Origin of the sequence: Micromonospora noduli, assembly GCF_003264475.1 — a bacterium.
GTDB lineage: Bacteria > Actinomycetota > Actinomycetes > Mycobacteriales > Micromonosporaceae > Micromonospora > Micromonospora noduli.
This window is the reverse complement of record NZ_PYAC01000033.1, coordinates 180678-202279: the sequence shown is the minus strand read 5'-3', so window position 1 is coordinate 202279 and position 21602 is coordinate 180678. Positions and strand designations below refer to the sequence as shown.

The following is a 21602-nucleotide window of genomic DNA, read 5'->3' as shown; positions in this document are numbered from 1 at the left end:
TCCGCCAGCACGGTAGGGTGGTGCCCTCTGTTGTCGGTGAGGGTCCGGGTGCACCGCGAAGCGCCCCTCAACATGATTTCTTTCCTGTCCGGCGGAGTCGCCGGTGCGGCGTGAGCGCCGCCATCCGGGTCCGGCCGAGGCGTGAGCTACGCGCCGCCCGCCGTCCCCGGCCACACCGCTGCTGGGGTCACCTGATCGCCGCGCCGCTCTGGCCGCTGCACGGCGCGAACCTGGGCACCCTGTTGCGTACGTGCGACGCGGTCGGCGCCTGCCTCGCCGTGCCCCCGTTTCGTTGGGTGGACGAGGCAGTGGCCCGGGGCAACACGCTGCGGCGGCCGGGCTGCGTTCACCGGGTCGGCAGTCCGCTGCGCTGGCTGGCCGCCGAACGGGCCGCCGGCACCCGGGTCCTCGGGGTGGAACTGGCCGACGAGGCCGTCCGGCTCGGTGATCTGCCCGCCGCTCGGGGGCGCACCGTGGTGCTGTTGGGGCACGAGGCGACGGGCATTCCGCCCGAGGCGCTCGACCAGCTGGACGCGGCGGTGGAGATTCCCATGGTCGGCCACGGCCACAGCCTGAACGTCGCGGTCGCCGGCTCCCTGGTCCTCTACAAACTGGCCGGCCTCCTCTAGTGGGGCGCCCGGTCGCCGATCAATGGCGATCAGGCCGGAGAGCCGCAAGGTAGGTCCGGACAACGGTCCCGTCGCGTCCGGACCTACCTTGCGAGTCGCTGGTCACCGAGTGGGGGTCGGGCCACTCGCGATGATGCTCAGTTGGTCAGACCGCCGGGTTGGAGTAGGGGCCTTGCGCCAGAACGCCGCCTTGGTGCCCGGCCCGGCGATGCCGTCGATGACACCGGTGTAGCCGTTGAACTTCGTATTTTTCCTCCGGATCGGGACACGGGCTGGCCCGGCATCCGCCCCGTCGTGGTCCTGGGCGAGGTCAGCAGGTGCGGGAGTTGTAGGCGGCCCAGTAGGGGCCGCTGCCCTGCGGCGGGTAGAACCGGTAGTTCCCGTCGGGCGAACGCTGTAGGACGAACTGGTGCGAGCCGTACGGGCTCCGGGAACCCGTCGCCCCGTGGTACACCACGTACAGCCACCCGTTCTGGTTGTCGTGCTGCACCAGCTTGTCGCCGGCCTTCGTCCAGCTGTTCCGGCCTGCGGAGCCATCCGCTGAGAGGCCCTTGTCGCGCTGGAAGTTCCTCGTCGCGGCATCGGTCTGGTCGCCGAAGACGCCGTCGACCCCGGAGGAGGGCAGGTAGCCATTCGCCCAGAGAATGGTCTGCCAGAGACAGGCGACGTTCGAGTTGCGGTGCGTGGTGACGTTGGTGACGCCCTCGTCATCGAAGTCGTCAGACACCGCGCCGGTGCCATGGACGAACGCCCGGCCCGTGTAGGAGCCGCTGGCCGCGGCCGGCGTGGCGATGGTGACGTTGATGCCGATGGCCAGTGCCGCGCCGATGGCGGGCATCGCGACTCTCTTGAGGACGCGGCGGGTGGAGCGGTGCGACGACATGTATCTCCTCTGGTCGGGATTCATGAGGGGCAGCGGTGCTGGGGCGTTGCGCCAGCCGGCGGTGTCACACCTGGCACGACCAGGCGAGGTGGCCTCGTGCCAGGTGGACAGACGGTCCCGTTTGGCCTCGCGCCACCGTCGTGCAACCAGGCCTGGCGATCGGTGCTCTTGGATGGGGCGGTGAGGACGGTAGAACCGTCCTCACCGCTCCGGGCCCCCCGTGGAGAAGGTACGGTGGGGCCGGTACAACCGCCGTACAACTCACGCACAGCTCATCTACTCGCCCGCGTCATCCGGGTGCTGTAGGCGTGGCGGCACATGGCAGCGCCCACATGTGAGGTGCCTGGTTGCGTTTCGAACTCCTTGGCCCGTTCCGGGTGTACCGCGACGGCCGGTCGGTTCCACTGGGCTCGGTGAAGCAGCGTCTCCTGCTGGCGACCCTGCTGCTGCGCCCGAATGAGGTCGTCGGCACCAACGAGTTGGCCGCGATGCTGTGGGGCGACGAAGAACCGGCGTCGGCCGCCGCGAATTTGCGCACCTATGTGCGCGGGCTGCGGCGGTCGTTGGGCGGTGGGGCGACCTGGGATGGGATAACCGCTGCGGCCGGCGGCTACCTGCTGCGGGTGGGCCCAGACGAACGGGACGTGGACCTGTTCGACGCTGCGGCGGCGCGGGGCCGCGAGGCGCTCGCCGTTTCCGATCTGGACCGGGCCGAGGCCGAACTCTCCGCCGCGGTGCGCCTGTGGCGTGGCGCGCCGCTGTCCGACCTCCCGCTGCGCTCGACACTGGCTCGGCGGGTGGCGCAGTTGGAGGAGCGCCGGCTGCTCGTCGAGGAGGACTACGCCGAGGCGGTGCTGGCCCTCGGCGCGTCGGCCGATGTCGTGCACCGGTTGCGCGGCCTGCTCGACCGGCATCCGCTGCGGCAGCGGGCGTGGGGCCAGCTGATGGTGGGCCTGTACCGCATCGGAGACGTGGCTGGCGCACTGGATGCTTTCCGGCAGGCCCGACAGGCGCTGGCGGAGGAGACCGGCCTCGATCCCGCACCCGAGCTCGTCACGCTGTACGACGACATCCTGCATCACCGCCCGGGCCTGACGGCGCAACCGCCAACCGGGCCGGACCGGCCGGCGCCGGAGACGACAGTGGGGCCGCTCATCCAGCGCCCCGAGCAACTGCCGCGTGCGGTGCCGGAGTTCGTCGGACGCAACGTCGAGCTGGCGGGCCTCGACGGGCTTCTGCACGGCGGGGCTGAGGGGCCGACGAGCGGGGCCATCTCTGTGGTGTCCGGCATGGCCGGAGTCGGCAAGACGGCGCTGGCGTTGCACTGGGCGCACCGGGTTGCCGACCGCTTCCCGGACGGCCAGCTCTATGTGAACCTTCGTGGTTACGACGAAGCTGGCGCGGTGTCCCCGCCCGACGCCCTGTCCGGCTTCCTCGAAGCGCTCGGTGTGCCCCACGCCCGGATACCCTCCGACATGGAGGCCCGGACTGGTCTCTACCGCAGCCTGCTGGCCTCCCGTCGGATGCTCCTGGTGCTCGACAACGCTCGCGACTCCGCCCAGGTGCGCGCCCTGCTGCCCGGTGCGGGCCGCTGCATGGTCGTGGTCACCAGCCGTGACCGGCTCGGCGGCCTGATCGCCGCCGAGTGTGCCACGCCGTTGACACTGGACGTACTGACGGCGGAGGAGTCGAGGAGCCTGCTCGCCAGGCGTCTCGGGGTCAGCCGGCTCGCCTCCGAGTCGGTGGCGGTGGCCGACATCATCGAGGCCGCAGGCCGGCTTCCGCTGGCACTGTCGATAGTGGCGGCGCGTGTCGCGACCCATCCCACGTTCCCGCTCAGCGCGATCGCCGCCGAACTGCACTCGGCCGAGGCGAGGCTGGACGCGTTGGCCGACGGCGACGTCCGGCGCGTCTTCTCGTGGTCGTTCCTGGCCCTGGGGGTGGACGCGGCCCGGCTGTTCACCCTGCTTGGGCTGCATCCGGGCCCGGACCTGACCACCGCCGCGGCCTCGGCGCTCGCCGGTGAGTCGGCTGCGGCCGTTACGCCGATCCTGCGGGAACTGACCCGGCTCCATCTGCTGGCGGAGCACGCGCCCGGCCGGTTCGCCTTCCACGATCTTCTGCGCGCCTACGCGGCCGAGCTCGCACAGTCGTCGGAGCGCGGCGACGAGCACGTCGCAGCCCGACATCGCCTGTACGACCACTACCTGCACTCCGCCTATCCCGCCGCCCGGCTACTCCAGCCGCAGTGGCCCCCGATCGAGCCGATGCCGCCGCTGCCCGTATCCGCCAGGCGACCGGTGACCGATCACGACGGCGCGCTCGCCTGGTTCACGGCGGAGCATCGAGTGCTGGTCCGGGTGGTCCGACAGGCCGCCGAGAACGGCTTCGAGACGTATGCCTGGCAGATTGCGTGGGCGCTGACCACCTTCGTGGCGCCGCGCGGCCTCTGGCAGGACCAGCTCGCCATCCAAGAGGTCGCGCTGGGTGCCGCGGAGAAGATCGACGACCTCGCCGGTCAAGCCGTCGCCAACCGGCTGGTCTCCCGCGCGCTGACCCGACTGGGCGACCGCACCACTGCCGAGTACCGGCTCAAGCGCGCGCTTGAGCTGCACGAACGTCTCGGCGACCCGATCGGCCAGGCCCAGACGCTGCACAACTACTGCGAGCTCTGCTACCTGGACGGCCGGCTCGACGAGGCGCTCGAACACGGTCGCGAGGCGCTGCGGCTCTACCGGCTGGTCGGCAATCACGCGGGCGAAGCCCGGACGCTCAACGCGATTGGTTGGCTGCTCGCCAGCACCGGCGACTATGTCCAGGCCATCGCCAGCTGCAGCGAGGCCCTCGACCAGCAACGACGGACCGACGACCGCAACGGTCAGGCCGCGACGCTGGACAGCCTCGGCTTCGCCTACGACCGCCTCGGTGAACGCGACCGCGCGGCCAACTGCTACGAGCAGGCGATCACACTCTTTCGTGACTCCGCGGACCGGTATCACGAGGCGGAGACTCTCATCCGACTCGGGGACACCCGGGAAGGGATGGGTGACCGGGACGCTGCCGCTGCCGCTTGGCGCCTGGCCGCGCGGATCTATGAGGACGTGGGCGACCCCGCAGCCGAGGAGGTCCGCCACCGCCTCGAACGTCTGACGCCCTAGTGCAGGGCCACGGTCAGGCGACGTTGTGGGGGCGGAACTGGACGCTCACCCGGGGGCCCACGGGTCGGGTGGTCTTGGGGATGGCGTGCTCCCAGGTGCGTTGACAGGAGCCGCCCATGACGATCAGGTCGCCGTGGCCCACCGGGAAGCGCTGGCTCTCGCCGCCGCCGCCGCGTGGGCGCAACAGCAGCGGTCGGGGTGCTCCGAACGACACGATCGCGACGATCGTGTCGGTGTGCGCCGAGCGACCGATGGTGTCGCCGTGCCAGGCCACGCTGTCGCGCCCGGAGCGGTAGAGGCACATGCCGGCGGTGACGAAGGGCTCGCCCAACTCGGGCGCGTAGTGCTCGGTGAGTGCGGCCCGCGCGGCGGTGAGCACGGGATGGGGGAGTTGCCTCGCGCCGTCGTACCAGCAGAGCAGGCGGGGCACGTCGACCTCGGCGTCATACATGGTGCGCCGCTCGGCACGCCAGGGCACCTCGGTGAGCAGGGTGTCGAGGACGGTGTCGGAGCCGCGCACCCAGCCGGGAAGGTGGTCGACCCAGGCGCCCCGGCTGAGCTGGTGTCGGCGGATCTGGCCGGGCAGCGGCCCCAGCGTTGGCCCGGCGTCGGCCAGGTCGAGCATCGACGGCTGATAGGCGGCCTGCGTCATACGGCCACCCTAGCAGCATTTTAGTACACCCGTGCTAGCGCCGAACGGTGCCGGCCCGCTCCGACCTTGGCCCGCCGCGGTCAGCCGGGGACGGCGGCGGCGCGTACGGCGTCGAACACCGCGTCCACCACGCGCGCCCGGCCCTGCCCGTCGACGGTGGACCAGGCGCGCGCGGCCAGCGTCGCGCGCCGCTGCGGCGAGCTGAGCAGCCCGTGCAGGGTCCGTGCCGCCGTCGCGCGGGCGGCTCGTCCGGCGACGCCACCGGCGGTCAGCTCCGGCAGCTCGCCGAGGCCGGCGACCAGGCCGTGCCGCACCACCCGGGTGTACGACTCACGTTGGTTGTCGACCACGCAGACCAGTGCGCTGGGTGCGCCGAGGCAGCAGAGTTCCCAGGTGGACGTGCCGGCGGCGCTGACCACCAGGTCCGCTTGGGTGATCAGTGCCGGCAGCGAGGTGGTGGGCGGGACCGGCCGGATGGTCTGCCCCCGGCCGGGCGCGACATCGTCGACCTCCGCCTCGATCTCGGGTCGCCCGACGATGACAGTGAGGTCCATCGGGTGACCGGTGGCCACCAGCACCCGGGTCAGGACCGGTGCCGCGCCGACCGCGTCGGTGCCGCCGAAGAAGGCCAGCACCCGGGGGCGGCTGACCGCCGTGGCGGGCGGGACGACCGGCGGCCGGGCGCTGATCACGGTGTCGCGCAGCAGGGCGTACCCGCTCCCGGCGAGCAGCCGGCCGGGCAGTGCCGCCCCGGAACCCGGCCCGGGCAGCTCCGCTCCGAAGTTCTGGTCGAGGTAAAGGTCCGCTACCTGGCCTCGGCTGTCGCCGTCGATGATGGCAAGGGTGTAGACGCCGGCGGCGCGCAGGGCACCGGCCCCGGCCGGGTCCAGTTCGTAGGAGTCGAGGACCAGCACGTCCAGGTCGTGTCGGCGGGCCACCTCGACCAGTTCGGCCGCCGAGTCCGGGCCGGGAAGCAGCGGGATGCCTCGCGCGGCCAGCTCCGAGGTTGCCCAGTCGAGCCGTTCGACGGTGCCGAACACTGTGACGTCGGCGCCCCGGGCGAGGAACTCCTCGGCGAGCGCCAGGCAGCGGACGAGGTGGCCGACGCCGCGCCGTGGCCCGGCGTCGCAGCGCAACCCGACCCTCAGGGTGCTCAGGACTCCTCCAGGTTCTTCTGTCGTACGTCGGCGTTGAGCGCCCGCAGCCGGGGCTGACCGTCGAGCCAGTCGGCGAGCTTGGCCAGCGGCACGCTGACGTCACCGAAGTGGTCGATGATCGCCCTGACCAGCGTCCAGTCCTGCTCGGTGTCGAGGGTGAGCCGCAGCGCGGAGCGGTCCGGCGTGAGCGTCACCCCGAGCACCCGGAACAGCTCCGGATGGGTATACGCGTACGAGGTGACGTGCACGCGGTGGTGGTCGGTGGCGAGCCGGCCCAGGGTACGCAGCGTCTCCGCTCGGATGATCTCGACGTCCAGCCCTCGGGGCAGGGTCCGGGCGATCGACGTGCTCGCGTAGTCCAGCCCGGGGACCGCCCGGTACACCGACGCGACCAGGGTGATGATCTCCGGGTCGAGCAGAGGGCAGTCGGCGGTGAACCGCATGACGGCGTCCCCCGGGTGCGCCGCGAGGGCACCCAGGAACCGGTCCAGCACGTCGTCGACCGGCCCGCGGTGGCACGGCACGTCGAGCCGCGCGCACTCGGCGGCCACCGCGTCGTCGACCGTGTCGGTGCTGGTGGCGACCACCAGGTCGGCCAGGACGCCGCTGTCGGAGGCGGCGCGTACGACCCGGCCCAGCACGGAGCGTCCGGCGAGCGGGCGGAGAACCTTGCCGGGCAGCCGGGACGAGCCCATCCGTGCCTGAACGATGCCGACGATCCGTGGCCCCGCGTCGTCCGCGGAGACCCCGGGCACCGGTACGCCGGTCACTGCTGCTCCTCCTGCTTGGGGGCCAGCACGGCGGTGGCCCGACGTTTTGCGGCGCGGGCACCCCGCTTGGCCAGGCGGGCCGGGGTGATGGCGAGCCGGCCCACCCGGTAGCTGAGCGACCCGCTGAGCAGGCCGATCGTCGTCTCGGCCCGGCGCAGCGCCCGTTCTCGCGAGGTGAGCAGCTCCTCGGTCCACGCGGTCAGCGCGGCCAACCGGGTGAGTTCCTCGCGCTGGCGCAGCCACGCCTCGCGTAGCTGCTGGTAGCTGTGCCCGCCGACCGGCGGGTCGGTCGGCGCGACGGCGTGCAGCTCGGTGGCGAGGCCGACAGTGCCGTCGGCGCCCAGCCCGTGCAGCGCGGCGGCGATGGCCGCCTCGGCCTCGACCGCCTCGCTGACGGTCGCGCGGTCGAGGTCGTGACCGGCGAGTCCGCCGAGCACCACGGTCAGGCCCGCGACGTCGAGAGTGGACGACCACGGGTGGGCGTACCCGCCGGTGAGCAGGCCCGCGGCGAAGCGCCACAGCCCGCGGGCGAGCACCACGTCGCCGGGCAGCGCGGCGGTGGCCCGCCAGCTGGGGTCGAGCACCCCGTACCGCTCGCCGTCGACCACCACGTTGTCGGTGCCGGCCAGCGCCGCCGCGCCGGCGATTCGGCCGTCGGTGTCGGCCTGGTCGGCGAGCCAGCCCGCGTACCCGCGCAGCAGCGCGCGCAGGGCGGCCAGGTCGCGGCGCAGGGCCGCGTCGAGCAGCAGGGTACGCAGCAGCCGGCCGGACGGCACCGGTCCGGACAGCGCGTCCGCGTCCCGGTACGCGGCCTCGCGGCTGGCGAACGGCGCGACGGCCGGCGTCGTCGCCTCGGTGGTCGGGATGAGCCCCCAGCGCCAACCCGAGGGGCCGTTCAGCACCTCCAGCACGCCGATCCCGGGGCGACCGGTCTGCACGAGAGCCACCGGCAGGTTCCGGTCGACGGTCGGCGTGGTCGGGTCCGTGGGGTCGGCGGGCCGGTGGGCGAGGGTCAGCCAGCCCGGTGCGAGGTCGGCGGCGCGCCCGGCGTGCAGCGCGTCCACAGCGAGCCGGGCCGGGTCCTGGAGCACTGTGGCGCTGGTGAAACCCCCGGCGCAGGCGCCGTGCAGCACCGCGTCGAACAGGCCGGAGCCCGCGTCCCGGTCGAGGTGGTCGGCGTCCAGCAGCGCCGTCGGGGTGCTGACACCGGGGTACGCGGCCCAGCACGCGGCCGGCCGCAGCCCCACGGCGCCGAGGCGCTGGCGCAGTTGGTCCCGGTTGGCGGGGTGGGCCCGGTCCAGCACGCCGCCGATCGCCCAGGCGGAGTCGTCGCGGCGGGCGTACCAGGGGGTGGTGTCGACCAGTCTGTGCAGGCCCAGCGGGTTGTCCAGGCGCAGCAGCAACGCGCCACCCGGTCGCACCGCGGCGACGAGTCGCGCCAGCACAGCGTCCCAGCCGAGCCGGGTGCCCTCCACCGACTCCACCGGGTCCAGCCCGGCGGCGGCGATCACCACGTCGTACGTCTCGTCGTCGGGCAGCCCGGCCGGGCCACCCACCACCACGCGGGCGGCCCGGTGCGCCAGCGCCACCGCGTCCGGGTGGCTGCGCAGCAGGCAGGTGACCTCGGCGTGGGTGAGCTGGTCGAGCAGCGCCGGGTCGTGTGGACCGGCCACCAGGACCCGGGCGCCGGGCGGCACCAACCGGGCGGCCAGCGCGGCGAGCGGCCCCCCGTTGGCCAGCCGTTCCTGCGGCAGGTCCGACCAGGCCAGCATCTCGCCGCCCGGCAGGGTGATCCGGTCGGCGGGTGCCGTCTCAGTCGTCACGGTCTTCCTCTTCCTCCTGGAGGTTCGCCCAACCGAGCAGCTCGCGTAGCTCGGCCGGCGTGCAGCGGTGGTCGGTGCCCAGCTCGGCGCGGGCGATCTCGACCGCGGTGGGCAGGTCGACAGTGGTGCCGTGCAGCTGCGGCCACTGCCGTCGGATCCGAGCGGTGCCGCCGAAGGTGGGGTCCTCGTTGGACAGGATCATCGGGTCGCCGTAGACCGCCGGCTCGCACCCCGCCGCGATGCCGTAGAAGATCGCGCTGGTCAGCCGGTTGGACGCTACCCGGCGGTGACGGCGCAGCTCGGTGAGCTGTCGGTCGAGGAACTCCGGGTCGGTGTCCTTCCACCAGTGCCCCCGGTAGCCGTGGCAGATCACCCGGAACCCGGCGCGCTCGTAGAGCCGGCGCACGTTGCGCATCCGGTACTCGTGCCAGTAGAGGCAGACCGTGACCGGGCCGGGCTCGGTGTCCTGGATGAGGGCGATCAGTTTGCGGTGGTCGCCCTTGACGTGTTGACCCTCCCAGCCGTGGAACGGGTACCAGATGGTGCCCTCCCGCTCCTCGGCCGGTGGTTCCTCGGGCCGCATGGCCAACAGGTAGCTGAACGGCGCGCCGATGACGACCACGTTGCGTCGCCCCACGGACCAGGCCCGGCGGCGGGTCTGCTCCGACCAGAGCAGGCTGGGGGTGCGTTCGGCGTACGGGTGGCCGGGGGCCAGGCCGTCACCGATGTTCCAGCCGTGCTGCACGTACCCGTTGATCCGGGGTGGGTGCCGGTCACCGAGGCCGGCGTACCGGGCCAGCACGTGCGCGTGGCCGTAGAAGTGGTTGGCGTGGTGCATCAGGTTCCCATCAGGCGGCGGAACGCACCGAGCCGACCCGCACCGCGGCGGTCAGCGCATCGATGACGCGGTCCTGGTCGGCGTCGCTGAGTCCCGGGTACAGCGGCAGCGACAGCTGCTGGGCGTAGAACGACTCGGCCACCGGGCAGGACCCGCGCCGGTAACCCAGGTCGGCGAAGGCCGGGTGCCAGTGCACCGGGATGTAGTTGACCTGGACGCCGATGCCGGCGGCCCGCATCCGGTCGTACACCTCGCGGCGACGCCCGTCGAGCACCCGGATCGGGTAGAGGTGCCAGGCCGGGTCGGCCCACGACCTGCGGTTCGGCAGCAGTACGCCGTCGAGGTCGGCCAGTGCCTCGTCGTAGCGGGCGACCAGGGCGCTGCGGCGGGCCGTGAACTCGCCGAGTCGACGCAGTTGGCTGCGACCCAGAGCGCAGAGCACGTCCGGCAGCCGGTAGTTCAGCCCGAACTCGTGCACCTCCTGGTGCCAGCCGCCCTCATCCGGGAAACGCAGGTCGCCGCGTTCGCGGACCACGCCGACGCCGCGGAACCGGCGGGCCCGCTTCAGGATCTCCGGGTCCAGCGCCGCGACGGCGCCGCCCTCGGCGGTGGTCAGGTTCTTCGTGGGGAAGAACGAGAACGTGGTCAGGTCGGCGAGGGAACCGACCGGCCGACCGTGGTACGTCCCGCCGATCGAGTGCGCCGCGTCGGCGAGCAGCAGCGCGTCGCTGCCCTCGACCGACGTGCGCAGCGCGTCGTAGTCGGCGGGGTGACCGGCGTAGTCGACAGCGGCGACGACCTTCGTCCGCGAGGTGACCGCGGCGGCGGCCGCCGCCGGGTCGAGGCAGAACGTCTCGTCGTCGACGTCGGCGAACACGATCTTCGCGCCGAGGGCGACCGCGCTGCTGGCGGTCGCCACGAACGTCATCGGCGGGACGACCACCTCGTCGCCCGGCCCCACCCCGGCCGCCGCGTACGCCACATGCAGTGCCGCGGTGCCGTTGGAGACGGCGGCGACACCGACTCCGCCGGTCCACCGGGCGAGGTCGGCCTCGAAGGCGTCGACCTGCGGACCGGTGGTGAGCCAGTCGCCGCGTAGCACGTCGGCGACGGCTGCTACGTCGTCCTCGCTGATCGACTGCCGGCCGTACGGGAGCATCCCCGTCATCCGTTGATGCCGAGCATGTCGCGCAACTGCTCGACGGTGAGCCACTCGTCGTTGGTGTCCGACTGGTAGGCGAAGCCGTCCGGCACCGGGTCGCAGTCGACCGGCGCCTGGTAGCCCCAGGTGGCGATGGTCGGCTGGACGATGAACCGGCCGTCGGCGCGAAGCGTCCGCCGGCTGTCGTCGGGCGCGATCATCTCCTCGTGCAGCTTCTCGCCCGGCCGGATCCCGATCTCGTGAGTGGTGGCGTCCGGGGCCACGGCCTCGACCAGGTCGAGGATGCGCATGCTCGGGATGCGCGGCACGAAAAGCTCGCCACCCTGCATCTGGTCGAACGAGTCCATGACGAACTGCACGGCCTGATCCAGGGTGATCCAGAAGCGGGTCATCCGTTTGTCGGTGATCGGCAGGCTCTTGCCCTCGGCGGCCAGCCGGCGGAACAGCGGGACCACCGAGCCGCGGCTGCCCACCACGTTGCCGTAGCGCACCACAGCGAACCGGGTGGGGTGCTGGGCGGCGTAGTGGTTGGCCGAGACGAACAACTTGTCGCCGACCAGCTTCGTCGCGCCATACAGGTTGATCGGGCTGGACGCCTTGTCGGTGGAGAGCGCGATGACCTTCTTGACGCCGGCCTCGATCGCCGCGTCGACGACGTGCTGCGAGCCGGTGATGTTGGTGGCGATGTACTCCGAGGGGTTGTACTCCGCGGTGTCCACCTGCTTCAGCGCGGCGGCGTGCACCACGTGGTCGACGCCGTGCATGGCCCTGGTGAGGCGGTGCCGGTCCCGGATGTCGCCGATGAACCAGCGCAGCCGCGGGTCGTCGCCGAGTTGCTGGCGCAGCTCGTACTGCTTGAGCTCGTCGCGGGAGAACACCACCACGCGGGCGGGGTCGGCCTCGTTGAGGATGTGCCGGAGGAACGTCCTGCCGAAGGAACCAGTTCCCCCGGTGATCAGAATGGACGATCCATTCAACTCACTCAATGTGGTGCTCCCGTGTTCGTGGATGAACGAGCGGCCCTGGGCCGGCCGACCGGGGTGACACGCTAGCCATGGCGGGTTAACTCCTCGGCGCTCGCGGGTGAACCACGACCTCTGCTCCCGTGAATGCCGAACACCGCATAGGCGAACACTTCCGACCGTCCCGAATGTGGGCTGACCTGGCCGGAACGGGCCGTTACAGTGACCGCGCGAACGACCCGGCGGCCCGGCGCGCAGCCGGGTCCCACGTTCACCCGACATCCACACCGGCTCGATGCGAGCGGGCCACCCCGGACGTCACCGACGCCGGCCGGTGGGCCCGTCGGACCAGCGCGGGCCCGGTCCGGCCGGCAATTCTGGAGGCGTTCATGGCACCCGGTAGTGACGTGGTCGAACGGCCGGTGGTGGTGGCCGAGACGCCGAGCGGCCCGCCCTCCCGACGTTGGCTGGTGCCGCTGCTGCTGGTCGTCGGTTGGGTGCTCAGCGTGGCCTGGCGCATGTGGTGGTCCCGGCACGTCGTGCTGCCGATCGCCCACACCGACGAGGACAGCTACCTGAACACCGCCCGCGCGTTGGCCGGGGGTCCGGGGGGCTTCAGCAGCGAGAACGACCTGCTGCGCCGGGTCGGCTACCCGATGCTGATCTCGCCGGCGTTCCTCGGGGACCGGGACTTCACCGACAGCTACCGGATCGTCCAGCTGATCAACGCGATGGTGAACTCGGCGCTGCTGCCGCTGGCGTACCTGTTCGGTCGCCGCCTGTTCCAGCTGCGCCGCTCGTACGCGCTGCTCGGCGCGGTCGCGGCGGCGACCCTGCCGGCCACCGCCTTCTACGCGGGCGTCGCCATGATCGACGCGGTGATGGCACCGCTCGTGGTCGCCTGGCTGCTCGCCGTGCACCGGTGGATCACCCGGCCCGGCCCGCTCGCCGCCGCCACCGTGGGCCTGCTCGTCGGCGGGTTCCACCTGCTGCACTCCCGCGGCCTGGTGATCGTGGCCGTGCACGCCGGGCTGGTGCTGCTGCTGTTCGTCCGTCGCCGGATCAGCCCGCCCGTGGTGCTCGCGGCGTTGCTGCCGGTGCTCGCCATGGCGCTCGTCAACGAGGCCGCCATCCGCTATCTCGGCGGCAAGGTCTACCTGCTCGGCAGCACCCCTGGCGGTAGCACGTTCGAGGCGATCGCCTCCGCCCAGGGCGTGGCCCGGGTGAGCGCCGCTGTCACCACCCAGCTCTGGTACCTCGTGGTGATCACGTTCGGAATGGCCGGGGTGGCCTGGGCCGGCGCGGTGCGCGAGCTGTGGCGTCCACGGCACGGCGACGCGGCCCGCTGGACGATGGGCGTGGCGCTGGTGGTGACCGTCGGGGTGGCCGGCGGCGCGTCGGTGATCCTGTCCGGCATCACCGGCAAGCCGCTGGACGCGATCTATGGCCGGTACGTGCAGATGCTGGCGCCGTTCTGGCTGCTGGTCGGGCTGGGGGTGCTGTTCACCGCCGGCTGGCGGGTGGTGCTGCGCCGGGCGGCGGTCGCGGTGGCGCTGCTGGTCGGTGGCGGTGCGCTGATCGCGGCCCGACTCGCGTACGTGGCCAGCCAGGGCCATCAGCTGCGCTACGGCGGGTTCAGCGCGCCGGACCTGGTGGCGTTGACCGGGGGCTGGCGGGAGCTGCGACCGGTGGTCGGGTCGCTGGTCGGCATCGCCGGCTGTGTGCTGCTCGTCGTCGCGGCCCGGGTGCCCCGCCTGCGGCTGCCGATCCTCGGCGCCCTCGTGGTGGTCAACCTCGTCACGATGCAGGTGATCGACCAACGGATCGTGCGACCGGCCGCCGAGAGCACCGCCCCGACGCCCCGGGTGGCCGACGTCGGCGTCCGCCCCGGCGAGCGGGTGTGGGCCTCGACCGGCGTGCACTACGTCCTCCGGTTCAACCTCAGCCATCAGGTGACCTGGACCGACGTCCGGTGGTTCGGCGACAAGCAGCCGCCTGCGGCGGCGCAGGTCGTGTTCGCCCGCTGGGCACCGGGGCAGGTCGACGACTGGGACGGCACGGCGTACGGCTTCGTCCGACTCGGTGGGAACCCGGAACAGCACTGGGCGGCCTGGCGGCGGGCCTGACCCACCCCGCCCCGGTGGACACCGCTATTCGTGAACGGCGGATGTCCACCGGGAGCACTGTCGGTTAATGGTTCCCGTCCATTACGGAAAAGTGTCCGACAATCAGCGCTGGCGGCGGTCGGCCCGAGCCAGGGAAATCGGGATGACGGTGATTTCCCGACCGTCGGACAGCTCCTGTCGTGGGGTGCCCTCGACGAATCGGAAACGCCGGTTCATCTGTCGTACGACGGTATTGTGGCCGAGCACCTCGCCGTCGAGTCGGTCCAGGTGCAGCCCGTCGAAGGCGTACTCGACGGCCTCCCGCATGACACCCAGCCAGGCCGGCAGTGTCTCGCCTCGCCCGTCCAGCCCGTCGGCGTCGAGATAGAAGCCCCACGCGCCGGTTCGGGGGCCGTCCAACCGCAGGTCGAAGAAGGTGACCACACCGCAGGGCCGGTCGTCGCGGACGTACACCAGCACTCGCCGGGACGGGTCGTCGCGGACCGCCGACCACCACCGGGCGTGCTCCTCGGCGGTGATCTCGTGACTGGTCTTGCTGACCTGTCGATTGGTTTCCTGATTACGCCAGGACAACATCAGATGAACGTCGTCCGTCGTCGCTTCGCGCAGCACGTGCGTCTCGCTTTCCTAGCCGTTCATGTCGGGTTCCGGCACCTTACCCGGGCCTACCGGGAAATCAGATAGGCATTCGTTGGGTTGTAGACTGCGGCGCATGAACGAATTGAGTCGCGCGCAGATCCGCGACCTCATGGCTCAGGTCCTGAAGAATCAGGACAAGGAGCTGCCCGCGGACGACGCGGCGCAGTTGCGGGAGATCGGCTTCCGGTCGCTCGACTTCTCCGAACTGGCCCTGCGGGTGGAGGACGAGACGGGGGAGGAGCTCAACTTCGACGCCCCCGGGCTGCGTCGCATCGCCACCGTCGGGGACGTCCTCGACTTCCTCGTCGAGCTTCAACACCAGTGACCGTCGCGACGTCGCGCCACCTGACCCCCGCCAGCCCGGAGCCGGCCGGTGTCGACAACCGGCTCGTCGTCGGTGGCGCCGCGCTGACCTGGCGTTCGCTGCCGACGCCCACCCTGCCCGACCCGGTGGCGGTGCTCGCCCACTCGGCAGTACACGCGCTCACCGCGGCGCGGCAGCACGCCGTGCACGGCACCGAGCTGCTGCTCAGCACCGCGAGTCGGGTCGACGCGGCGATGCGCACCGAGCTGCTGGCCGCCGGGTTCACCGTCAGCGTCCTCGACGACGACGGCGTGCACCCGAGCGCACCGGCCCGGCCGCGAGCCGCCGAGCCGGGCCGGCTCTGGCTGCTGACCTCTGGCTCCACCGGGCGTCCGAAGCGGGTCGGGCACACCCTCGACACGCTGACCACAGTGCGGGCCGATCAGCCCGACCGCACCTGGCTCTGCCCGTACGCCCCCGGCACGTACGCCTGGTGGCAGGTCGTCACCCTGTCGCTGACCCAGCCGGGCCAGCACCTGGTGGTGGTCGAGCCGGACGAGCTGGACGACTGGCCCACTGTCGCGGCCACCCAAGGGGTGGACGCGGCGTCCGGCACCCCGACCTTCTGGCGGCGCACCCTCTACCGCGACGCCGAAGCGCTGGCCCGGGTGCCGCTGCGTCAGATCACCCTCGGCGGCGAGCCGGTGGACCAGGCGATCCTGGACCAGCTGCGGGAGGTCTTCCCGACGGCCCGGATCTCCTGGATCTACGCGTCCTCCGAGGTGGGGGCGTCCATTGTGGTGCACGACGGGCGGGCCGGGTTCCCGGTCGACTGGCTGGACCGGGAGACCCCGGGCCGGCCGACGCTCTCCGTCCGCGACGACGAGCTGGTGGTCACCTCCCCGTACCACGGGGCCGGTCTCGCCGGCCCGATCCGCACCGGCGACCGGGTGCAGGTGCTCGACGGCCGGGTGCTGATCACCGGCCGACTGGACTCCGACGAGATCAACGTCGGTGGCAGCAAGGTCTCCGCCGGCCTGGTCCGCGGCGTGCTGACCGGGCATCCGGCGGTGGCCTGGGCCCGGGTGACCGGCCGCCGCGCCCCGGTGCTCGGGCGGATGGTGGTCGCCGAGGTGGTCCTCGCCGCTGCCGACCCGTCCGGCGCTGACACCGGTGTGCCGGACGAGGCCGCGCTGGTCCGCTGGTGCGCCGACCGGCTTCCCGAGCACGCGGTGCCACGCCGCATTCGCGTCCTGACCGACATTCCCGTCAAGGAGACCCTGAAGAGCGATGTCTGAGCCAGCCGACACCCAGCTCGTCCCGCCCAGCTCAGTGGTCCTCGTCTCCGGCGGTTCCCGTGGCCTGGGCCTGGCCATCGTCACCGACCTGCTCGACGCGGGCGTACGCGTGGCCGCGTTCGCCCGCACCGTCACCCCGGAGCTGGAGAAGCTCGCCGCCGAGCACCCCGACCGGGTGCACGTCGGCTCGGTGGACGTCACCGACCTGCGCGCCGCGCAGATCTTCGTCCGTGAGGTGGAGCAGCGCCTCGGCCCGATCGACGGCATCGTCAACAACGCCGCCATGGGGCAGGACTCCCTGCACGCACACACCGCCGCCGACGACATCGCCCGGATCATCGAGACCAACCTGACGGCCCCGCTTCAGCTGACCCGGTTGGTGATCCGTCGGATGCTCGCCAAGGGGCTGCGCGGGCGGATCGTCAACATCACCTCGATCTGCGGGCAGCGCGGTTTCCCCGGCCTGGTCGCGTACTCGGCCACCAAGGGCGGCATGGACGCCGCCACCCGCTCGCTCGCCCGCGAACTGGGCGGCCGGATGCTTGTCAACTCGGTCGCGCCCGGATTCTTCGCCTCGGAGATGTCCGCCGTGCTCGGTCCGACCCAGCTCGACCAGATCGTGCGCCGCACCCCGACCGGTCACCTGACCGAGCCGGTGGAGGTCACCCCGGTCGTGCGGATGCTGCTGCGGGAGCACACCAACATCAACGGCCAGGTCATAGTGGTGGACGGTGCCGCCGCCATCTGACCTGCGGGGTGTTCCCCTGCCGGTGCAACCAGCACGGCACGGCGGGGCGGCCCTGCCGCGTCCGGTGCCGGGGTTGCTCGTCGCCGCCGAGCAGCATCTGCGCATCGGGTCGCCGGCCGCGATGGCAGACGCGGTGACCCGCAGTCACCTCGACGATGGACGGTGCGTCGGCTGGTACGGCCCACCGGCGCCCGGCTGGCGGGTGGCCGTCGACGCGGAGCGCGCCGATGCCCCGGTGCCCCCGGCGCTGGCCCGCCGGTTCGGCACGGCGGACTTCTGGGCCCGCTGGACGCGGGCCGAATGCTGGTGCAAGTTGGCCGATGTGTCGGTGGCGGCGTGGTGGCGGCGCCATGGTCTGGGTACGCCGGCCGACGGATCGGCGATCTGGCGGACCCTCTGGGTGGCCGACCTGGTGGTCACCGTCGGCTTCGCCCCGACCCTCCCGCCCCGCGATCTTGCACTTTCTGACGCCGAATCGCGGCTTGCGCGCCTTTCGCCGGAACAGTAACTGCAAGATCGCGGGGCGGGGCGGCTGGGGTTAGATCTGGTCCCAGCTCAGGGGGGTGCCACGCGGGACGTCGGTGGTGAAGGTGCGGCCCAGGACCCGGTCGATCTCCACGGGCGCCAGCCCGCCGGCCGGCCGGATCGAGCGGACGTTGTGCGCGGTCACCGGATCGCCGGCCCGGACGTCCTCGACCACGAAAAGGGACCGGCGGAACCGTAGCGCCTCCCGCTCCGCGGGGGTCGGTCCGATCGCGGTGCCGCCCAGCGCCTCGTACGCGCGGCCGGACTCGGCGACCAGGGCCGTGAGCTCCGCCGGGTTCAGGGAGAAGTCCGAGTCCACGCCGCCGTCGGCCCGGTCCAGCGTCACGTGCTTCTCGATGAAGCAGGCGCCGAGCGCCACCGAGGCGACCGCTACCCCGATGCCGGGGGTGTGGTCGGAGAGCCCGACCGGCACGTCGAACGCGCCGGCCAGCACCGGCAACCGGCGCAGGTTGCTGTCGGCCGGCGGCGCCGGGTAGGACGCGGTGCAGGCCAACAGGACGATGCCCGCCGCGCCGCCGGCCCGGGCGGTGCGTACGGCGGCGTCGATCTCGGCGACCGTCGCCATTCCGGTGGAGATCACCATCGGCTTGCCGGTGCTGGCCACAAGTCGGATCAGCGGCAGGTCGACCAGCTCCGACGAGGCGATCTTGTACGCGGGCGCGCCCAGCGACTCCAGCAGCTCCACGGCGGTCGCGTCGAACGGCGACGAGAAGACGGTCAGGCCCTGCTCGCGGGCCCGCTCGAAGATCGGGGCGTGCCACTCGTACGGGGTGTGCGCGCGTTCGTAGAGGCGGTACAGGTTCTCCCCGCCCCACAGCTCGTGCCCGCTGGAGATCCGAAACGCCGGGGTGTCGACGTCGATGGTGATGGTGTCCGGCCGGTACGTCTGGAGCTTGAGCGCGTGCGCCCCGCTCGCGGCCACCGCGTCGACGATGGCCAGCGCCCGGTTCAGATCGCCGTTGTGGTTGCCGGACATCTCGGCGACCACGAACGGTCGCTCCCCGGCACCGACCGCGTGCGGTCCGATCTTGATTGTCGCCGTCATTCCGACCTCTGCTCAGGTACGCCCGCACCGGGGTGCGGTGGTGCTGTCGTCGTCCACCCGGCGGGCGGACGACCTGGGAAATCAGGGCGTCGGGAGCCGCCCCGGCTCCCGGCGTGCTGCGCGGTGGGGTCGATCACGGCAGCCGGCCGACGGCCAGCGCGTCACGCCGCTCCGGCGCGAGCCCACCGTCGCGCGTCGGCCCGGCGCTCGCCCCTCGCCCCGGGTCCTCGTCGGCGGCGAGCGAACCGCCGTCGGCGCTGACCGCCGGGCCGGGTCGACGCAGGCGACCAGCGACCCGATGGGCCTGGCGCAGCGCCGAGTACGCCACCCAGTCACCCCGCCCGACGAGGCGGTGCTTGAGCCCGGTCACTCCCGGGGGCAGCGGGTAACCGCCGGTGGGCAGGTAGCGACGGTAGTGCGCGGCGGCCCGGTGGAAGAAGTCGCGCCGCAGGTGTGGGTGCAGCCGGCCGTCGTTGCCCACCACCACCAGGTAGTGGCTGATCATCAGCTCGAACAGCTCGGCCTGCAACCGCTCGTCCGGGTGCTTTCGGGCGACCCAGTCCATCAGCCGCTCGTACTGGGCGAAGGCGTCGAAGTGCCGGCCGCTGCGGGTGGAGGTGATGGCGCCCTGGCGGCCCTGGCGGTACAGGTAGCAGACCCGGTCCAGCACGGAGATCTTCTCGGCCCCGATCAGCAGGGGGTGGCTGAACGGGATGTCCTCGTACCAGCCGGGGAAGAACCGCAGCTCCAACTCGTCCATGAAGTCCCGGCGGACCACCTTGTTCCAGGCGGTGTGCTGCACCCGCAGCAGCTGCGGCTGGTCGGCCAACCGGGTGACGCCGGTGATCCCGCGCAGCAGCGGGCTGCTCGCGTCGACCTCCCGCCTGCCGCCTTCGTGCATCCGCAGGTGATCGAGCATCAGCACGTCGGGCTGGTGCTGGCGCAACCGGTCCAGCACCGCCGCGATCGTGCCCGGCGGCAACCAGTCGTCGCTGTCGACGAACCAGACGTACCGGCCGGTGGCCACGTCGAGCCCGGCGTTGCGGGCCAGCCCCAGACCCACGTTGCTGCTCAGGTGCACGACGCGCACGCCGTCGCGGCTGACCGCGTACGAGCGGAGCATGTCGCCGCAGCCGTCCGGGGAGGCGTCGTCGACGGCGATCAGCTCGACCGCGTCCGACTCGCCCGCCGGGATGTCGGCCCGGATCGACTCGAGGCACTGGTACAGGTACGCCTCGACGCCGTACACGGGCACGACGATGCTCAGCAGCGGTGCGTGCGTCGGCTCATTGACCACGTCCGCCACCTTCGACGACCCGGGTGGCCGGCCCCGGAACCTGACGTTGCCGCCGATGGTGGACTCTCTGAACTCCCGCCCAGCGGAAGGTTAACGCCGGGCTGGTGGGCGTTTTCGGACCCGCGGATCGCGGGCTCGTGGGGCGGGTGGGATGCGTCCGGTTCACCCGGGAGTGACCCGGTAGGGTGCCTCGGTGCGGCCCTGCCGGGTCGTCGTGGGCGTCGCCGTCGCGCCGTCCGACGCCGCGACGAGGAGGCTACGACCGTGCTGGTGACCCTGCCGAGCGCCGGGATCCCGGCATGACGAGCGTCGCCGCGACGTCGGCCGCCCGGCCCGCACCGGCCCCGCCCCGGCTGCCCTCGCTGACCGGGCTGCGTTGGATCGCCGCGCTGCTGGTCTTCGGCTTTCACGCCGGCACCATGCGGATCATCGCCGAGCCGGACTACAAGGCCGTGATTGACGCGCTGTTCACCCTCGGTCTCTCCGGGGTGCAGTTCTTCTTCATCCTCAGTGGGTTCGTGCTGGTCTGGTCGGCCCGGGAGGGGGACTCCCGGCGTACCTTCTGGCGGCGGCGGATCGCCAAGATCTACCCGAACCACCTGGTGCTGTTCGCGGCGACGCTGGTGGTCGCCTGGTGGTTCGCCGACCCGGTCCTGCCGGCGGCGGCGTTGGAGAACCTGCTGCTGTTGCAGGCGTGGGACCCTCGGCCGGGCTGGTTCTACAGCATCAACACCGTCAGCTGGTCGCTGTCCTGCGAGTTCTTCTTCTACCTCTGTCTGCCGCTGGCGCTGCCGCTGCTGCGCCGGGCCCGACCGAAGCTGCTCTGGGCGCTGATCGTCGTGCTGCCGCTGCTGATCCTCGCGCTCTGGCCGGCACAGGAGTTGGTGCCGGAGGTGAGCCGCTGGTGGTTCACCCAGATCTTCCCGCCGGTGCGGTCGCTGGAGTTCTGGCTGGGCGCGGTGGCGGCCGAATTGATGCGCCGGGGGCTCTGGCGTGGTCCCGGGCTGACAGTGGCCAGCGGGATCTTCGTGGTCACCTGGGTGGCGGCCGCGCAGTGGATCCGCGCCGAGCTGTGGACCACGCTGCTCGCGGTCGCGTACCTGTTGGTGATCACCGCGGCCGCGGACGCGGACGTGCGGGGTCGGCGCTCGCCGTGGCGGTCCCGGCCGGTGGTCTGGCTCGGTGAGGTCTCGTTCGCCTTCTACCTGGTGCACGTCCTGGTGATGACGAGCGTGCTGCGCTGGAGCGGGACGTGGGGGATCGGCTTCGCGGGCTGGCGTGGCCCGGCCGTGGTGCTCGGCTTCCTGGCGGCGAACCTGATCCTCGCCGGGCTGCTGCACCGCTTCGTCGAAACCCCGATGATGCGCCGGCTCGCGCCGCGCCGTGCGGCCCGTCCGGCGCCCGTCCCCCGACAACGGGCGGCCGGCGACGATGACGCACGGGACCCCGCAGGCAGCGCCCGTGGCGAGGTCGACGTACCTGCCGACGAGGTCGCTCAGCCCGCCGGTCGATCAACGTACGTCGACCTTCGCTGACAACGTCCACCCTGGTCAACGAGGTCGGCG

Annotated in this window: 19 protein-coding genes; 8 read left to right on the top strand and 11 right to left on the bottom strand. The window is 72.2% G+C overall.

The window, feature by feature from the left end:
* Window positions 1-110: 110 nt before the first annotated feature.
* Window positions 111-629: a TrmH family RNA methyltransferase gene (locus MED15_RS25550; protein ID WP_112699877.1), complete on the top strand. Its 519-nt coding sequence runs from the start codon at window positions 111-113 to the stop codon at window positions 627-629.
* A 310-nt stretch (window positions 630-939) separates the two neighbouring features.
* Here the strand turns inward: MED15_RS25550 and MED15_RS25545 are convergent, their stop codons facing one another.
* On the bottom strand, window positions 940-1512 hold the full coding sequence (locus MED15_RS25545) for a peptidoglycan-binding domain-containing protein (protein ID WP_167457725.1): 573 nt from the start codon (window positions 1510-1512) through the stop codon (window positions 940-942).
* A gap of 413 nt (window positions 1513-1925) precedes the next feature.
* Between MED15_RS25545 and MED15_RS25540 the strand changes: the two genes are divergently transcribed.
* Window positions 1926-4670, top strand: coding sequence for an AfsR/SARP family transcriptional regulator (locus MED15_RS25540; RefSeq protein ID WP_244220582.1), 2745 nt, complete (start codon window positions 1926-1928; stop codon window positions 4668-4670).
* A 13-nt stretch (window positions 4671-4683) separates the two neighbouring features.
* On the opposite strand, the gene MED15_RS25535 is transcribed toward MED15_RS25540, so the two are convergent.
* The 7 genes from MED15_RS25535 to pseB all read right to left on the bottom strand — a co-directional run bounded on the left by MED15_RS25535 (window position 4684) and on the right by pseB (window position 12058).
* On the bottom strand, window positions 4684-5322 hold the full coding sequence (locus tag MED15_RS25535) for an alpha-ketoglutarate-dependent dioxygenase AlkB (RefSeq protein ID WP_112601685.1): 639 nt from the start codon (window positions 5320-5322) through the stop codon (window positions 4684-4686).
* Between the two features lie 80 nt (window positions 5323-5402).
* The gene (locus MED15_RS25530) at window positions 5403-6479 is read right to left on the bottom strand and encodes a PseG/SpsG family protein (protein WP_112601686.1); all 1077 of its coding nucleotides are present in this window, start codon (window positions 6477-6479) and stop codon (window positions 5403-5405) included.
* Window positions 6476-7249: a cytidylyltransferase domain-containing protein gene (locus tag MED15_RS25525; RefSeq protein WP_225855159.1), complete on the bottom strand. Its 774-nt coding sequence runs from the start codon at window positions 7247-7249 to the stop codon at window positions 6476-6478. The genes MED15_RS25530 and MED15_RS25525 overlap by 4 nt, the downstream gene beginning before the upstream one ends.
* On the bottom strand, window positions 7246-9072 hold the full coding sequence (locus MED15_RS25520) for a class I SAM-dependent methyltransferase (protein ID WP_112737130.1): 1827 nt from the start codon (window positions 9070-9072) through the stop codon (window positions 7246-7248). The genes MED15_RS25525 and MED15_RS25520 overlap by 4 nt, the downstream gene beginning before the upstream one ends.
* Window positions 9062-9910: a hypothetical protein gene (locus MED15_RS25515; protein WP_112585517.1), complete on the bottom strand. Its 849-nt coding sequence runs from the start codon at window positions 9908-9910 to the stop codon at window positions 9062-9064. The genes MED15_RS25520 and MED15_RS25515 overlap by 11 nt, the downstream gene beginning before the upstream one ends.
* Before the next feature lie 10 nt (window positions 9911-9920).
* Complete coding sequence (locus tag MED15_RS25510) at window positions 9921-11078, bottom strand: DegT/DnrJ/EryC1/StrS family aminotransferase (protein WP_112585519.1); 1158 nt, start codon at window positions 11076-11078, stop codon at window positions 9921-9923.
* Window positions 11075-12058, bottom strand: coding sequence for a UDP-N-acetylglucosamine 4,6-dehydratase (inverting) (gene pseB / locus MED15_RS25505; RefSeq protein WP_112585521.1), 984 nt, complete (start codon window positions 12056-12058; stop codon window positions 11075-11077). Before pseB ends, MED15_RS25510 begins: the two co-directional genes overlap by 4 nt.
* 365 nt (window positions 12059-12423) lie before the next feature.
* Here pseB and MED15_RS25500 point away from each other — a divergent pair, with 365 nt between their 5' ends.
* Window positions 12424-14160 (top strand): hypothetical protein, encoded by a 1737-nt coding sequence (locus MED15_RS25500; protein ID WP_167457724.1) that lies wholly within the window; start codon window positions 12424-12426, stop codon window positions 14158-14160.
* Between the two features lie 102 nt (window positions 14161-14262).
* Here MED15_RS25500 and MED15_RS25495 read toward each other — a convergent pair whose 3' ends face one another.
* On the bottom strand, window positions 14263-14772 hold the full coding sequence (locus MED15_RS25495; protein ID WP_091401394.1) for a GNAT family N-acetyltransferase: 510 nt from the start codon (window positions 14770-14772) through the stop codon (window positions 14263-14265).
* A gap of 100 nt (window positions 14773-14872) precedes the next feature.
* Here MED15_RS25495 and MED15_RS25490 point away from each other — a divergent pair, with 100 nt between their 5' ends.
* From MED15_RS25490 to MED15_RS25475, 4 genes are read left to right on the top strand one after another with little or no spacing between them, the layout of a single operon-like run.
* Window positions 14873-15124 (top strand): acyl carrier protein, encoded by a 252-nt coding sequence (locus tag MED15_RS25490; protein WP_091401397.1) that lies wholly within the window; start codon window positions 14873-14875, stop codon window positions 15122-15124.
* On the top strand, window positions 15121-16401 hold the full coding sequence (locus tag MED15_RS25485; protein ID WP_112699882.1) for an AMP-binding protein: 1281 nt from the start codon (window positions 15121-15123) through the stop codon (window positions 16399-16401). Before MED15_RS25490 ends, MED15_RS25485 begins: the two co-directional genes overlap by 4 nt.
* Window positions 16394-17149 carry an SDR family NAD(P)-dependent oxidoreductase gene (locus MED15_RS25480; protein WP_112699883.1) on the top strand — a complete coding sequence of 252 codons (756 nt, stop codon included), beginning with the start codon at window positions 16394-16396 and terminating at the stop codon, window positions 17147-17149. The genes MED15_RS25485 and MED15_RS25480 overlap by 8 nt, the downstream gene beginning before the upstream one ends.
* A complete protein-coding gene (locus MED15_RS25475; protein WP_208646723.1) occupies window positions 17133-17657 on the top strand; it encodes a hypothetical protein in 525 nt (174 codons plus the stop codon). Before MED15_RS25480 ends, MED15_RS25475 begins: the two co-directional genes overlap by 17 nt.
* 30 nt (window positions 17658-17687) lie before the next feature.
* Here the strand turns inward: MED15_RS25475 and pseI are convergent, their stop codons facing one another.
* On the bottom strand, window positions 17688-18740 hold the full coding sequence (gene pseI, locus MED15_RS25470) for a pseudaminic acid synthase (protein ID WP_112737126.1): 1053 nt from the start codon (window positions 18738-18740) through the stop codon (window positions 17688-17690).
* A 133-nt stretch (window positions 18741-18873) separates the two neighbouring features.
* Entirely contained in the window at window positions 18874-20037 is a 1164-nt protein-coding gene (locus MED15_RS25465; protein WP_112737217.1) for a glycosyltransferase family 2 protein, read from the bottom strand.
* A 299-nt stretch (window positions 20038-20336) separates the two neighbouring features.
* Here MED15_RS25465 and MED15_RS25460 point away from each other — a divergent pair, with 299 nt between their 5' ends.
* Complete coding sequence (locus MED15_RS25460; protein ID WP_244220581.1) at window positions 20337-21572, top strand: acyltransferase family protein; 1236 nt, start codon at window positions 20337-20339, stop codon at window positions 21570-21572.
* Window positions 21573-21602 lie beyond the last annotated feature (30 nt).

Bases quoted from the DNA above. Each gene is read 5' to 3' on its own strand.
- MED15_RS25490 (WP_091401397.1), top strand. From the start codon at position 14,873: ATGAACGAATTGAGTCGCGCGCAGATCCGCGACCTCATGGCTCAGGTC.
- MED15_RS25515 (WP_112585517.1), bottom strand. From the start codon at position 9,910: ATGCACCACGCCAACCACTTCTACGGCCACGCGCACGTGCTGGCCCGG.
- MED15_RS25480 (WP_112699883.1), top strand. From the start codon at position 16,394: ATGTCTGAGCCAGCCGACACCCAGCTCGTCCCGCCCAGCTCAGTGGTC.
- MED15_RS25535 (WP_112601685.1), bottom strand. From the start codon at position 5,322: ATGACGCAGGCCGCCTATCAGCCGTCGATGCTCGACCTGGCCGACGCC.
- MED15_RS25500 (WP_167457724.1), top strand. From the start codon at position 12,424: ATGGCACCCGGTAGTGACGTGGTCGAACGGCCGGTGGTGGTGGCCGAG.
- MED15_RS25510 (WP_112585519.1), bottom strand. From the start codon at position 11,078: ATGACGGGGATGCTCCCGTACGGCCGGCAGTCGATCAGCGAGGACGAC.
- MED15_RS25460 (WP_244220581.1), top strand. From the start codon at position 20,337: ATGACGAGCGTCGCCGCGACGTCGGCCGCCCGGCCCGCACCGGCCCCG.
- pseI (WP_112737126.1), bottom strand. From the start codon at position 18,740: ATGACGGCGACAATCAAGATCGGACCGCACGCGGTCGGTGCCGGGGAG.
- MED15_RS25545 (WP_167457725.1), bottom strand. From the start codon at position 1,512: ATGTCGTCGCACCGCTCCACCCGCCGCGTCCTCAAGAGAGTCGCGATG.